This is a genomic window from Chryseomicrobium imtechense, from assembly GCF_041475995.1.
Lineage (GTDB): Bacteria > Bacillota > Bacilli > Bacillales_A > Planococcaceae > Chryseomicrobium > Chryseomicrobium aureum.
This window is the reverse complement of the sequence record NZ_JBGOBM010000006.1, coordinates 107,652-121,402: the sequence shown is the minus strand read 5'-3', so window position 1 is coordinate 121,402 and position 13,751 is coordinate 107,652. Positions and strand designations below refer to the sequence as shown.

At 45.3% G+C, this 13,751-nt stretch carries 11 protein-coding genes, 1 pseudogene and 1 riboswitch; of the genes and pseudogenes, 8 read left to right on the top strand and 4 right to left on the bottom strand.

Features of this window, described 5'->3' with window-relative positions:
• The first annotated feature begins 14 nt into the window (after window positions 1-14).
• On the top strand, window positions 15-674 hold the full coding sequence (locus tag AB5N96_RS07805; RefSeq protein ID WP_204589464.1) for an amino acid ABC transporter permease: 660 nt from the start codon (window positions 15-17) through the stop codon (window positions 672-674).
• A complete protein-coding gene (locus AB5N96_RS07800) occupies window positions 667-1,386 on the top strand; it encodes an amino acid ABC transporter ATP-binding protein (RefSeq protein WP_392454889.1) in 720 nt (239 codons plus the stop codon). Before AB5N96_RS07805 ends, AB5N96_RS07800 begins: the two co-directional genes overlap by 8 nt.
• 74 nt (window positions 1,387-1,460) lie before the next feature.
• Here AB5N96_RS07800 and AB5N96_RS07795 read toward each other — a convergent pair whose 3' ends face one another.
• Together AB5N96_RS07795 and AB5N96_RS07790 are read right to left on the bottom strand one after the other, a co-directional pair.
• Window positions 1,461-2,396: a carbohydrate kinase family protein gene (locus AB5N96_RS07795; RefSeq protein ID WP_499705161.1), complete on the bottom strand. Its 936-nt coding sequence runs from the start codon at window positions 2,394-2,396 to the stop codon at window positions 1,461-1,463.
• A 54-nt stretch (window positions 2,397-2,450) separates the two neighbouring features.
• Window positions 2,451-3,248 carry an NRDE family protein gene (locus AB5N96_RS07790; RefSeq protein WP_499705160.1) on the bottom strand — a complete coding sequence of 266 codons (798 nt, stop codon included), beginning with the start codon at window positions 3,246-3,248 and terminating at the stop codon, window positions 2,451-2,453.
• 118 nt (window positions 3,249-3,366) lie between these two features.
• On the opposite strand from AB5N96_RS07790, the gene AB5N96_RS07785 reads away from it, so the two are divergent.
• From AB5N96_RS07785 to AB5N96_RS07775, 3 genes and pseudogenes are all read left to right on the top strand, one after another.
• Window positions 3,367-4,092 carry an ABC transporter ATP-binding protein gene (locus AB5N96_RS07785; protein WP_499705159.1) on the top strand — a complete coding sequence of 242 codons (726 nt, stop codon included), beginning with the start codon at window positions 3,367-3,369 and terminating at the stop codon, window positions 4,090-4,092.
• Window positions 4,089-4,849 (top strand): annotated as a pseudogene (locus tag AB5N96_RS07780) (ABC transporter permease). Before AB5N96_RS07785 ends, AB5N96_RS07780 begins: the two are co-directional and overlap by 4 nt.
• The gene (locus AB5N96_RS07775; RefSeq protein WP_204589471.1) at window positions 4,846-5,712 is read left to right on the top strand and encodes a putative RNA methyltransferase; all 867 of its coding nucleotides are present in this window, start codon (window positions 4,846-4,848) and stop codon (window positions 5,710-5,712) included. Before AB5N96_RS07780 ends, AB5N96_RS07775 begins: the two are co-directional and overlap by 4 nt.
• A gap of 173 nt (window positions 5,713-5,885) precedes the next feature.
• On the opposite strand, the gene AB5N96_RS07770 is transcribed toward AB5N96_RS07775, so the two are convergent.
• Window positions 5,886-6,572 (bottom strand): DUF1129 family protein, encoded by a 687-nt coding sequence (locus AB5N96_RS07770; RefSeq protein ID WP_499705158.1) that lies wholly within the window; start codon window positions 6,570-6,572, stop codon window positions 5,886-5,888.
• On the bottom strand, window positions 6,569-6,898 hold the full coding sequence (locus tag AB5N96_RS07765; protein ID WP_204589473.1) for a PadR family transcriptional regulator: 330 nt from the start codon (window positions 6,896-6,898) through the stop codon (window positions 6,569-6,571). Before AB5N96_RS07765 ends, AB5N96_RS07770 begins: the two co-directional genes overlap by 4 nt.
• 194 nt (window positions 6,899-7,092) lie before the next feature.
• Window positions 7,093-7,200, top strand: a riboswitch (SAM riboswitch).
• Between the two features lie 80 nt (window positions 7,201-7,280).
• Between AB5N96_RS07765 and AB5N96_RS07760 the strand changes: the two genes are divergently transcribed.
• Genes AB5N96_RS07760 through metH form a run of 3 tightly spaced genes read left to right on the top strand, consistent with a single transcriptional unit; the run spans window position 7,281 to window position 13,652 of the window.
• Window positions 7,281-8,393, top strand: coding sequence for a methionine biosynthesis PLP-dependent protein (locus AB5N96_RS07760; protein WP_499705157.1), 1,113 nt, complete (start codon window positions 7,281-7,283; stop codon window positions 8,391-8,393).
• Window positions 8,390-10,234: a bifunctional homocysteine S-methyltransferase/methylenetetrahydrofolate reductase gene (locus tag AB5N96_RS07755; protein ID WP_392454882.1), complete on the top strand. Its 1,845-nt coding sequence runs from the start codon at window positions 8,390-8,392 to the stop codon at window positions 10,232-10,234. The genes AB5N96_RS07760 and AB5N96_RS07755 overlap by 4 nt, the downstream gene beginning before the upstream one ends.
• A complete protein-coding gene (metH, locus tag AB5N96_RS07750) occupies window positions 10,215-13,652 on the top strand; it encodes a methionine synthase (protein ID WP_499705156.1) in 3,438 nt (1,145 codons plus the stop codon). The genes AB5N96_RS07755 and metH overlap by 20 nt, the downstream gene beginning before the upstream one ends.
• The last annotated feature ends 99 nt before the right edge of the window (window positions 13,653-13,751 follow it).

The window sequence follows — 13,751 nt, the reverse complement described above, 5'->3', positions numbered from 1 at the left end:
AGGCGGGGTAAGGCATGAATTTGGACTTTAGCCAAATCGTGCCTTATATTCCTTTTATGCTACAAGGAATATGGGTCACGTTGCAACTCGTTATTGTTGCACTTATTTTTGGATTTATTTTAGGGACGTTGATTGCCCTCGTAAAAATTATGAACAATCGCTTTTTGCGCTTTTTGGCAGATGCGTATACATCGGTGTTCCGTGGAACGCCTTTAATCCTTCAATTAATGATTATTTATTTCGCTGTCCCACAGTTGACGGGCTATGATATTCCGACATTTCTGGCGGCAGTTCTTGCATTCGGTTTAAACTCAGCTGCCTACATTTCTGAAATCATTCGTGCAGGTATTCAAGCCGTTGATAAAGGACAGATGGAAGCAGCAATGGCTTTAGGAATTCCGTACAAGCCAGCGATGAAAGACTTGATTCTTCCGCAAGCGATGAAAAATATTCTCCCGGCTCTTATGAATGAATTCATCACGTTAACGAAGGAGTCAGCGCTTGTTTCGACAATCAGTTATATGGACTTGATGCGTCGTGCACAAGTTGTTGGGTCGGATATTTACCGTAACTTTGAGCCCTTATTATTCGTTGGACTCATTTACTACATGCTCGTAATGGGCCTTACACTAATCGGTAAGAAGCTAGAAAAGAGGTTGAGACAAGGTGATTAATATACAATCCGTTTCGAAAAAATTTGGGTCGAATCAAGTATTGACCAATATCTCGACAACGATTCAGCCCGGAGAAGTAGTGGCAGTAATTGGACCTTCAGGATCAGGGAAGTCGACGCTTCTTCGTTGTATCAATTTGTTAGAAAAGCCGTCTGAAGGGGATATCACCTACAAAGGAGAATCTCTTGCCAAGACGAAGAATCTTTCCGCTGTTCGTGCGAAAATCGGTATGGTATTTCAGCACTTTCACTTGTTCCCGCATATGACAGTACTAGAGAATCTGACGTATGCACCGATGCAAGTGAAGAAGCTTTCAAAAGCCGCGGCGGAAGAAAAGGGCCGCGCATTACTGAAACAAGTCGGTCTTAGTGAAAAAGAAAAGGCCTATCCTTCTCAGTTATCAGGTGGTCAGAAGCAACGTGTAGCGATTGCACGTGCCTTGGCTATGGAACCAGAGGTCATGCTGTTTGATGAACCTACCTCTGCACTAGATCCAGAGATGGTAAAAGAGGTATTGATGGTAATGAAGGATCTTGCACATACGGGAATGACGATGGTCATCGTGACGCATGAGATGGGATTCGCTCGAGAAGTAGCGGATCGCATCGTATTCCTAGATCATGGGCAACTAGTAGAAGAAGCAACACCAGCAGAATTCTTCTCGGCACCAAAATCTGCCCGTGCCCGTGATTTCTTAGAGAAAGTACTATAACATGTTTTTGACCCCTGGGGTTGTCTCGCCAACCAAGTAAACTTGGCATTGAGATAACCCCAGGGGTCAAATTCTTACAAGTCTTCGATTTCCTCGAGTCGAGGCATAGCGGTCAAAGCACCTTGCTTCGTTGCACATAAAGCCCCAAGTTTATTTCCAAACATTGCGCACTCTAACACATCTGCATGCGTTTCCGGAAATCCGTAATGATACACATGATACAGGACTCCTGCAATAAACGCATCCCCAGCGCCTGTTGTATCAACAGGAACTACTGGTGTTACGGGTGCATGGATCTGTTGCCCATCCACTAAACAAATCGTTCCATTCTCACCATCTGTTAAAAATACGAGTGGAATCGAATACTTTTGAAGACGCTCGATCCCTTCTTCAAAGTCCTCTGTCTCCATCAAGAAGTACATCTCTTCACGTGTCATCTTCACCATATGAGAACGATTCATAAACTCAATGATCGTCTCGCGGCAACGCTCTTCAGACTTCCAGCGAAGTGGACGTACATTGACGTCAAAGGACAATAAAACGCCTTTATCACGTGCCAGTTCAACCGCACGGCGAGTCGTTTCCAGAGCTATTGGATGAAACATTGTGCCTGAACAAAAGTGGAATGTGACGGCCTGTTCAAACGCTTCTTCCTGCAAGTGCTCGGGCTTTACTTGTATATCTGGAGTTGGATCAATATAGTTTGCGAAAGTCCGATCCGACTCTTCTGTTAAATGAACATAGACCGAAGTGGCACGTTTCTCAGGAGCAAATACTGCATGTTGAAGGTCAACACCTTCTTCATCCATCTGAGCACGTACAAAATCCGACACCTCGTCGTCTCCTGTAATCGTAATAAAACGTGAAGGAAGTCCGAGGCGACTAGCACCTGCTGCAACATTCACTGTTGCCCCTCCAAGGTACAAATCGAATTCTTTATTTTCATGGCTTCTGGCGATGTAGTCGACAAATGCATCTCCGTAGCTTAGAACATAGCGAGTCTGTGACAAACCTAAACGCTCCTTGTAAAATCATTTTCCGTCTAGTATAGCAGAAAATAGCTGCTATTTAAGAGATTTGGTTTCTTCAGACTGTTCCGAAACCACTGAAAATTTTTCTACAATAGTTTCTGTTAAGTTCCCATCCGTATATGTGCGCTCTTCAAAATGAACACTTCCAGCGTGCGTGACAAGAACGACTGTGGTACAACGCGTTCCGTAATTTGGCATCTGAATGAAGGCAGATGACAATTTTCTTTCTAAGTCCAGACCAACGCCAGTATCCGGGAGCTTATGGTCAGGTGCCTGTTCAGAAGTCCGCATCAAATCGAAGAGCTTCTCCGTTTCAATCGTTTCCGATAAAGACACATAATCGTTCAGCTCTGTACGTGCTTTATCAACTTTTGGCCATGGCGTGTTTAAAAACTTATTGCTAAGAGCATGTGTGCCTTCTTCAATAGGGTGTCCTGAAGGAAGCATATTGCTATAGTAGTGCAGTTCGTCTATGGTTCCTGCGAGCAAGTTGAAACCATTGTAACACGTTTTTTGTGCCTCTAGTTTATCAATAAACGTTGAAGCGTGTTCCGTAGACGTTAAAAAATCTTTCACTATCTCACCACGTGAAATTAAATCCTGTTGCACACTTAATGGGTCTCTATAATTTGTCAGTGCTGCAAGTCGTCCTGTTTTTGTAATGCCAAGCCAGGTCCCTCCGGCATGGAGATCTTTTCCGGCTAGAAGTTCAGGATGCTCTTCCCAAAAGTGAGCTGGCTGAGTTGGACGGTCATAAAATTCATCTCGGTTAGCAGCTAAAATCAGTGAATAGGTTGGATGTTGCTGAAGATGGAAGGCGATCAGGCACATCCGATGTTCCCCCTGTCGAAGTGATTTTTTCTTACTATACCATGAAGGTTTCCGGAGTGGCATTAATTCGCCTGACCCTCTAGACTAATAGAAACGACTTAGGAAAGAAGGGAAATTTATGGAGCGAGAAGCAGCCATTGAATTTACAGATGTATCCATGAAACGAGGAGAACAAGAAGTTTTAAAAGGCATTACCGGCTATTTCCCAAAAGGAAAAATCACAACACTTGTAGGTCCGTCCGGTGCTGGAAAATCAACTTTATTGAAGTTGTGCAATGGTTTACTTAGTCCGAATACTGGCGAAATTCTTGTTCTTGGAAAGAACGTCGAAGAATGGGAACCAGTCGAATTGCGCACGCGTGCCAGCATGGCTCTTCAAAGTGCGCCTATGATCAGTGGAACCGTCGAGGAGAATTTGACACTTCCTTATGCATTGCAAGGAGCAGAAGTTGATGTTGAAAAGATGCGTAAAGTGATTCAAGAGGTGGGTCTTGATCCAGATTATTTGCAGCGCGATAGCCGCGACCTTTCCGGTGGTCAGCGTCAGAAAGTTTCCATTGCACGGACACTTCTGATGGAACCGGAAATCTTGTTGTTAGATGAAATCACATCAGCTCTCGACCGCGTATCTCGTCAGGAGGTGGAAGAGTTGATCGCGCATATTCATAAAACGTTTGGTACAACGATTATTTGGATTACGCACAACTTAGAGCAAGCGGAACGAATCGGTCACTATACATGGGTAATGATTGACGGTCAGCTCATCGAACAAGGCGAGAGTTCATTGTTAAACGAATCCACAGATCCAGCTGTACAGCAATTTGTAAGGGGCACTAATTCATGACATATGGAACACTCGCGCTCACTTTAATTTTTGTTTTGATCCCGTTACTATTATCCAAAACTTTCGTTTGGATTTAGAGCGAGACACAATCGTTGCTACTGTGCGTTCCATTGTTCAACTAATCGCGATTGGGTATATTTTAAAGTTCGTATTCGACTCCGAAAGCTTTATTTATATACTCCTTATGGTTGCGCTCATGATTGTGGCAGCGACGCTAAATGTTCGGAAAAAAGGAAAGTCGATTCCGGGCATCACGTGGAAAGTAGCAGTGACGCTTATTTTCGTCGAAGTACTAACGCAGGGAATCTTAATCGGCTTTTCCATCACACCAGCCACTCCTCAGTACGTCATTCCTATCAGTGGAATGGTCATCGGAAACTCGATGGTGCTGGCTATTCTGTTTTTGAACCGATTCACTTCAGAGATTGAAAGTCACGAAGATCAAATCGAACTCATCTTATCTTTAGGAGGAACACCGAAACAAGCGATACACACACGTTTGATTCAAGCAATCAAGACAAGTATGATACCGACGATTGAAAGTCAAAAAACGATGGGTCTCGTGCAACTTCCTGGAATGATGAGTGGGCAGATCATTGCAGGGGCAGACCCGATTCAAGCTGTGCAATTCCAGTTGTTAATCGTGTTCTTAATTTTAACGACTGCTGCAGTGACCAGCATTGCACAAGGTTTCCTTTCCTATCCAACACTCTTTAATGAACGTTACCAATTACTTCAGGAAGGAAGAACTAGATGATTTCAAAAAAACAACGAGCGTTAACGCAACTACAGAGTTTAGACTTTGTGCTTCGATGCCCGCATTGTCAGAAGGCAGCTCAGGCTACCGATACCGGTATGACATGTGAGAATCATCATACGTTTGATGTGGCCAAACAAGGCTACCTTCACTTGGCGGGGACTGTGGCGAAGAGTCGTTACACAAAAGAATTGTTTAGAGCTAGACAGGCACTACTTTCAGAAACGAGATTTTTCAATCCGGTGATTTCTGAGATTGCAACGTGGATAGAAGGTGAGTCCTCTTTGTCATCACCTCTACTCGTAGACATGGGCTGCGGGGAAGGGACACATCTGGCAGGTATTCTAGAACAAGTAAAAAGTGGTCGGGGTATTGGAATAGATCTTGCGAAAGAAGGAATTCAATTAGCAACGAATCACGACGTCGATGCACTCTGGCTCGTTGCGGATTTGGCTAAATCTCCTGTTCAAGAGCACTCCGTGGATGTCGTATTGAATATTCTTTCTCCAGCAAACCATCAAGAGTTTAGACGTATACTGAAAGCTGGTGGGTACGTGGTGAAGGTGATTCCAAATGCACAGTACTTAGAGGAACTCAGGAAGTTCTTTTATGCGGGAACTGACAAAGAAACGTATGAAAACGAAGGCGCAAAAGAGCAGTTTGAGAAGACGTTGGAGACTGTTCATGTCAGTCGACAGAACTATAGTGTCGAGTTGACCGATGAGCAGTGGCGCGACCTCATTGCGATGACGCCTCTTACTTGGAATGCACCACCTGAGCAAGTGAACGAGTTTATCGAACTGGCGTTACCATCAGTTACTGTGGATTTGACGGTTTTGGTCGGGAAGTTGAAGAAAAGCTAATTGGACAGGGTCCGCTCCGAGGAGCGAACCCTGTTTTTTCTGTAAAGTGCGTGATTAGTTTCCATAATACGACTTCGGTAGAATAAATTGCGGTTTGGGTAGAACAAATCGTGATTTGGGTAGAATAAATCTTAGTTACGTCCGATGAACGCCCGCTCACCCACCCAAACTCTTTACGAACCCCACTCCGTTCGCTTCAATATCCACGATGTTAACAAGAAAATCGCCCCAACACCGATAGAAGACGCTGGTGGAAAGGGTGCATACGGTCCGAAATAGGGTAAGAAATAATTCGAGAGACCGATTGCTGCCATAGCAAGAGCTCCTAAAACAGCTGCGCCGACATATTCTTTCCAACGAGATTTCAAGCTTGCCTCTTCAAACGAGGTTTTGTGCAATTGACGGAACACTAAGCGGATCAAGAGCCACACAATGAACACCATCAACCCAACTTGAATCAACGATGGAATCAAGTAAATACGATCATCTGGCATTTCATCGAAGTAGGCAATCGCAGCCATAATAACCCCGCGCGCGATAAAGTAGTATGCGAGCAGCTGGAACGCCATGCGTCCCCAAAACTTCACCATGTCGCGTTTCTCTTCTTGTGGAATTTGTTCGATGACGTCATCAGCGTAAGCCTTTGGATCCTCTCCAAATACATCTTTTGCAGATTTTCCGTCTTCTTGTGCTTCAAGCAAGTGATCAAGCATATCCATCAAGACTTCTTCACTCTTTTGCTCGGACAATAGAAGCTTCGTTCGGATATAAACTATCAATTGCTCGTAATACACTTTATTTGGAACATGTAATAACTCGCGTTTTTCATTGTTCAGTTTGATTAACTCATGTGCTTTCATTCGCTTTCCTCCTTTAATAATGCATGTAGTGGGACAGACAGCAATTGCCACTCGTTGCGAATGGTTGCCAATGTGGCTTGTCCACTTTGTGTGATGGAATAGTATTTGCGATTCGGTCCAGACTCAGATGGACGCATTTCACTGACGATCAAGCCCTGTTTTTGCAACCGTAATAAGACCGGATAAATGGTGCCTTCTGGGACATCGGGAAGACCGGAATCCTGTAACTTCCTGGACAATTCATATCCATACACAGTTTGTTTATCGATAACTGCAAGAACACATCCGTCAAGAAAACCTTTCAGTAGTTGACTGCGAACTGTCATAGCGCTCCTCCTTGCTAGTTTGTAATGCAAGATAGCGGGGTGAAAAAATAGCTACTTGGTAATGCAAAGTAGTTAATTACAGTCTACTGTGTGAGAAATGGGAAGTCAACTAAAAGCTTGAAATTCTATTGACACATCTTCCTTCAATGCGTTAAAGTGGTAAAAAGCTTTGAAGACCGAACTAAATACGCAATTTCTTATCGCGAGAGGTAGAGGGACTGGCCCTACGACACCTCAGCAACCAGCTGCAAAGCAGTATGGTGCTAATTCCAGCAGAACCATTGTGTTCTGATAGATAAGAGGGATAGAATTGATTACACGCCTTCTTATTTTTAATAAGAGGGCGTTTTTCTATACCTTCCACTACTTAGGAGGAGTAAATATGACACATCAACTAGAAACCAAACTCGCACAAGCCGGGAACCGAAGTGACTCAGCAACCGGAGCAGTAAGCCTTCCTATTCATCTCTCAACAGCCTACATCCACCCAGGAATCGGGCAATCAACGGGGTATGATTACTCGCGAACTGCTAATCCTACGCGAACTTCCCTCGAGCTAACACTGGCGGACCTTGAAAGAGGTGATCATGGTTTTGCCTTCAGTTCAGGAATGGCGGCTGTTCACGCTGTACTTCAGTTATTTAAGTTGGGTGATGAGCTAGTCGTATCCGAAGACTTATACGGAGGGAGCTATCGGTTGTTCCATCAGTTAGAAGAACGGACGGGTTTACACTTCCGTTACGTAGACACTTCAAAGCTTCAGTCAATCGAGGCTGCCATCACTGAGCGCACAAAAGCAGTGTTCATCGAATCTCCAACAAATCCATTGATGAAAGAAACAGACATTCAAGCTGTTGCCGAACTGGCAAAAGGACACGAAATCCTGCTGATCGTCGATAACACTTTCTATACACCAATTCTGCAGCAACCGATCACGCTAGGAGCAGATATTGTCATTCATAGTGCGACGAAGTATTTGGGTGGCCACAATGATGTGTTAGCAGGTGCTGTTATTACAAAAGGACAGGCGCTTGGTGAGCAACTCACAATCATTCAAAATTCAATCGGGGCCGTACCTAGTCCGTTAGACTGTTGGCTGTTAGTGAGAAGTCTTAAAACGTTGGGCCTCCGAGTCGAGCGCCAACAACAAAATGCGCAGAAACTTGCAGAGTTCTTAACACAACACGTAGCAATTGATTCCGTGTTGTATCCAGGGAAAGGCGGAATGTTATCGTTTCGGTTACAGAAAGAAGAGTGGGTACCACAATTCCTCGAGGGTCTTACACTCATTGCATTTGCAGAAAGTCTTGGTGGAGTTGAAAGCTTCATCACCTACCCGACAACACAAACCCATGCCGATATTCCGGTAGCAGAGCGTGAACGAGTCGGAATCTGCGGAAGACTTCTTCGTTTTTCTGTAGGCATTGAACATGTGGACGATTTGAAAGCAGAACTGCAACATATTTTAGATGGGTTAGTAGGTGAAGCCGAATGAAACGACCGTTTTTGGAACAACTGCAAGACCGTGTTTTAGTGGCGGACGGGGCAATGGGCACACTGCTTTACTCGTACGGCGTCGATCACTGCAATGAAGAACTAAACCTTTCTCACCCGGAAGACGTCCTGCGTGTACATGAACAGTATATTGCAGCAGGAGCGGAAGTGATTCAGACAAACACCTACGCAGCGAATTACGTGAAACTCGCACGTTATGGTTTGCAAGAACAAGTGAAAGCCATCAATACAGCGGCAGTAAAACTTGCCAAACAAGCTGCGGGGGACGAGGTATACGTCCTTGGAACATTTGGAGGATTGCGTGGAATCAAACAAGACATTCCACTCGATGAAATCAAACGCAGTTTTAGAGAACAGCTCTATATTTTCTTAATGGAAGGCGTCGACGCACTGTTACTCGAAACGTACTACGATTTTGAAGAACTAAAAGCCGTTGTGCAAATCGCAAAGGCAGAGTGTGAGTTACCGGTTATCGCAGAAGTGTCGATGCATGAAGTGGGTGTATTGCAAAACGGCTATTCACTTGCACAAGCATTTGAAGAGTTGGAAGTTGCAGGAGCCGATGTTGTTGGTGTCAATTGTCGAATGGGTCCATTCCATATGCTGAGTGCTCTCAAGCAAGTTCCGATTCCCAAAAAGGCATTGCTCTCCGTCTATCCGAATGCGAGTCTTCCTCAAGTGGAAGAAGGTCGCTATTCGTACGCAGAAGAGTTTCACTATTTTGCAGAAATTGCGGAGGAGCTGAGACAACAAGGTGTCCACTTGATCGGAGGCTGTTGTGGAACAACGCCTGGCCATATTCAAGCAATCGCAGAAACTCTAGGCGACCGCACGCCGATTTCGACTAAACAAATCACGGCAAAAAAATCTGACCCACAAATCGAGCAAGTTTCAGCCGAGTCCCCACTACTTCAAAAAGTGCGGAAGGAAACGACAATTCTCGTGGAACTTGACCCACCAAAGCATTTAAATACCGACCGATTCTACGAAGGAATTCAAGCTCTCCATGAAGCTGGTGCCGATGCACTAACACTCGCTGACAATCCTCTAGCTTCTCCGAGAGTCGGGAATGATGCAGTGGCAGCCATCATCAAAGAACGATACGATGCCACGCCACTTGTTCATTTAACATGCCGTGATCGAAATTTGATTGGTCTCCAATCGCACTTAATGGGTCTCCATGAGCTTGGTGTACAAGACCTGCTCGCCATCACAGGAGATCCTGCCAAAATTGGGGACTTTCCGGGAGCAGCATCTGTCTACGACTTATCAAGTTTAGAACTAATCGAGCTTATCAAGCAGAACAATCGTGGATTATCATTTTCGGGGAAATCACTGGAGAGACCGACACGGTTTTCGGTGGGGGCAGCATTTAATCCGAATTACCGCCATATGGATGCCTCGATCAAGCGGCTTGAAAAGAAAGTCGCAGCAGGAGCGGATTATTTTATTACGCAACCGGTTTTTGGAATCGATCAGCTACATGCACTTGCAGAAGCAGCAAAACAAGTCGATAAACCGTTTTTCGTCGGCATCATGCCTTTATTATCGTCGCGCAACGCAGAGTTTCTGCATCACGAAGTTCCAGGGATTCGTCTTCCAGAAGTGACAAGACAGCGTATGCGAGAAGCGGGAGAAGACCCTGCAACAGCACTTGAAGTCGGCATGACGATTACAAAAGAACTGCTAGAAGAAGCGGTCAAGTTATTTAACGGAATCTATCTGATTACACCATTTCTCCGTTATGAGCTCTCACTTGAATTGATTGACTTTATCAAGACACGCAACAAGGAGGAATCGTATGACCAGCTCCACATTTGAACAGCAACTCCAGAAGAAAATTCTCGTCTTAGACGGGGCGATGGGAACCATGATCCAACAAGCAGACCTATCGGCTGAAGACTTTGGTGGGGAAGAATACGAAGGGTGTAACGAGTACTTAGTTCGTACACGACCCGATGTCGTCGAATCAATTCATGCTGCTTACTTTGAAGCTGGGGCTGACATTGTAGAGACCAACACATTTGGAGCTACACCAGTCGTGTTGGACGAGTATGACCTTGGCCACTTAGCGTATGAATTGAACAAAGAAGCAGCAGAAATTGCAAAGCGTGTCGCCTCGGAATTCGCAACAGATGAAAGACCTCGTTTTGTAGCAGGAGCAATGGGACCGACCACAAAAACGTTATCGGTTACAGGGGGAATCTCGTTTGATGCACTCGTTCAGGATTATCAAGTACAGGCAGAAGGATTACTAGATGGTGACGTAGACGTACTGCTTGTTGAAACAAGCCAAGATGCGCTAAATGTGAAAGCGGCGAACTTAGGTATTCAAAACGCATTCAAAAGCCGCGGTCGTGAACTGCCGATTCTCGTTTCCGGAACAATTGAACCAATGGGAACCACACTTGCTGGTCAGTCTATCGAGGCGTTTTACATTTCGCTAGAGCATATGAATCCGCTTGTTGTGGGCCTGAACTGCGCGACGGGTCCTGAATTTATGCGCGACCATTTGCGTTCTCTATCGACGTTAGCGTCTAGCTACGTCAGTTGTTATCCGAACGCTGGGCTTCCAGACGAAGAAGGAAATTACAACGAGACACCCGAGTCCCTCGCTACCAAAATGGAGGGATTCTTAGAAAAAGGATGGCTGAACTTACTAGGAGGGTGTTGCGGGACGACACCAGACCATATTCGTGCCCTTGCAACAGTTGCTGAAAAGTATCAACCGCGCACGGCGACAACACATGATGAGCACAAAGTTTCCGGTATCGAGCCGTTCGTTTACGACGACCCGTCTACTCGTCCGATCTTAGTCGGGGAACGCACGAACGTCATTGGGTCTCGAAAATTTAAGCGTCTCATTCAAGAGGGCAAATTAGAAGAGGCATCTGAAATTGCGCGTGCACAAGTTAAAAATGGGGCGCAAATCATCGATATTTGCCTCGCTGACCCGGACCGTGAAGAAGTAGAAGATATGGATCAATTCATCCAACAAGTTGTGAAAAAAGTGAAGGTCCCATTAATGATTGATTCAACAGATGAAAAGGTATTAGAAGTGGCCCTGCGTTATTCACAAGGAAAAGTCATCATTAACTCCATCAATTTAGAAGACGGGGAGGAACGTTTTGAAGCCATAGCGCCGCTTGTGCACCAGTTCGGAGCAGCCGTAGTTGTCGGAACCATCGACGAAAAGGGAATGGGTGTCTCTGCAGAACGAAAAATCGCCATTGCAGAACGCTCCTATCACTTGTTGACTGAAAAATACGGCATAGCGCCATCAGACATTATTTTTGATGCACTGGTCTTTCCTGTCGGCACGGGAGATGAACAGTATATCGGTTCGGCGAAAGCCACTGTTGAGGGGATTCGCGCTATCAAAGAACGCTTCCCGCACTGTCCGCAGATCCTTGGTGTGAGTAATGTCTCATTTGGACTTCCGCCTGTTGGTCGCGAAGTGCTAAATGCTGTGTTCTTGTATCACTGCGTGCAAGCAGGTCTTGATTACGCCATCGTCAACACGGAAAAACTTGAGCGTTTTGCTTCGATTCCGGAAGAGGAGGTAAAACTCGCCGAAGAACTATTGTTTGATACGACAGATGAGACCCTCGCGAAGTTCACGGAATTCTACAGAGGAATGAAAAAAGAAGAGAAAGTGATCGCACTACCGGAAACGGTAGAAGAACGCTTGGCCTACTATATTGTCGAAGGGACGAAAGAAGGGTTACTGCCAGATTTAGACGCTGCTCTTGCAAGCTATGACGCACCGCTAGATGTGATCAATGGACCCCTGATGGCAGGTATGGCAGAAGTGGGCCGCCTGTTCAATGACAATCAATTGATTGTTGCAGAGGTTTTGCAAAGTGCAGAGGTCATGAAAGCAGCGGTCGCTTACTTAGAGCCGCATATGGAGCAATCAGATGTGTCATCGACAAAAGGGAAGGTCATTTTGGCTACGGTAAAAGGGGACGTACATGATATCGGGAAAAACTTAGTGGATATTATCCTGAGTAACAACGGCTATGACGTGACAGATCTTGGAATTAAAGTAACGCCTCAAGAACTCATTGAACAAGTACGGACGCATAAACCAGATATCATCGGTTTATCAGGACTGCTTGTGAAATCCGCTCAGCAGATGGTCGTAACCGCACAAGATTTGAAAGCAGCAGGCATTGAAACGCCAGTTGTCGTTGGTGGAGCCGCCTTGACGCGAAAATTTACGGCAAATAAAATCGCAAAAGAATACGATGGTTTAGTGCTATACGCGAAAGATGCAATGGACGGACTTCAAATCTTTAATGACTTGCAAAATCCTGAAAATCGTTTAGAGATTCAGACCTTATACGACGAGGATCAGAAAAAGCGCTTAGAGGCACCCGAAAAAGAGATTCCTCGAAAGCCGGCAACAGTGGGAACTTCTAGAGTAAGTCGAGATGTTAAGGTCTATACTCCTGCCGATTTGGATGTGCATATTTTGCGAGACTTCTCTCTACGTCAAGTCTATCCCTATATCAATCAGCAGATGTTGCTTGGCCATCATTTGGGCATTAAAGGGAAAATCTCTCGCTTGCTAGCTGAACAAGACGAGCGAACGATAAAATTAAAAGAAATAACGGATCAGTTGTTCGAACAGGCAGTAAACGAAGGAATTCTACAAGCATCGGCCATTTATCAGTTCTTCCCGGCGCAATCGGACGGTGACGATGTGATTATCTATGACCCGAAAAATCACACGCGAGAAATTGAGCGTTTCCATTTTCCACGTCAGATAAAACCGGATCATCTTTGTCTAGCCGATTATTTAAAACCAGTCGGTGGGGAAATGGATTATGTAGGGTTCTTTACGGTAACAGCAGGAAAAGGTATCCGAACATGGGCGCAGCAACTAAAAGAACAAGGAAAGTTTTTAGAAAGTCATGCGCTGCAGGCTTTGGCGCTTGAGACAGCAGAAGGCTTAGCAGAACGCATGCATGAAATGATGCGCTCGAGATGGGGCTTCCCAGATCCAGTCGAACTATCCATCCAAGATTTGTTCCGAACGAAATACCAAGGCCAACGCTTCTCATTCGGGTACCCAGCGTGCCCGGAGCTCGAGGATCAGAAGAAGCTATGGAAATTGCTTCAGCCTGAACGGATTGGGGTGGAGTTGACGGACGGTTGCATGATGGAGCCTGAGGCATCGGTTTCTGCGATGGTGTTTGCGCATCCGGAGGCTCGGTATTTTAATGTGTATTAGTAGTTAGATGTGGAGAACGCCGCTCTTAAATAAAGAGTGGCGTTTTTATATGAGCGTTCGGCAATTGTGTCGAAAGATTCGATGGATAAATGGAGAGAT

Excerpts from the sequence above, each read along its gene's own strand:
- AB5N96_RS07805 (WP_204589464.1), top strand. The coding sequence starts at position 15 with ATGAATTTGGACTTTAGCCAAATCGTGCCTTATATTCCTTTTATGCTA.
- AB5N96_RS07790 (WP_499705160.1), bottom strand. The coding sequence starts at position 3,248 with ATGTGCCTGATCGCCTTCCATCTTCAGCAACATCCAACCTATTCACTG.
- AB5N96_RS07785 (WP_499705159.1), top strand. The coding sequence starts at position 3,367 with ATGGAGCGAGAAGCAGCCATTGAATTTACAGATGTATCCATGAAACGA.
- AB5N96_RS07775 (WP_204589471.1), top strand. The coding sequence starts at position 4,846 with ATGATTTCAAAAAAACAACGAGCGTTAACGCAACTACAGAGTTTAGAC.
- AB5N96_RS07770 (WP_499705158.1), bottom strand. The coding sequence starts at position 6,572 with ATGAAAGCACATGAGTTAATCAAACTGAACAATGAAAAACGCGAGTTA.
- AB5N96_RS07765 (WP_204589473.1), bottom strand. The coding sequence starts at position 6,898 with ATGACAGTTCGCAGTCAACTACTGAAAGGTTTTCTTGACGGATGTGTT.
- AB5N96_RS07760 (WP_499705157.1), top strand. The coding sequence starts at position 7,281 with ATGACACATCAACTAGAAACCAAACTCGCACAAGCCGGGAACCGAAGT.
- AB5N96_RS07755 (WP_392454882.1), top strand. The coding sequence starts at position 8,390 with ATGAAACGACCGTTTTTGGAACAACTGCAAGACCGTGTTTTAGTGGCG.
- metH (WP_499705156.1), top strand. The coding sequence starts at position 10,215 with ATGACCAGCTCCACATTTGAACAGCAACTCCAGAAGAAAATTCTCGTC.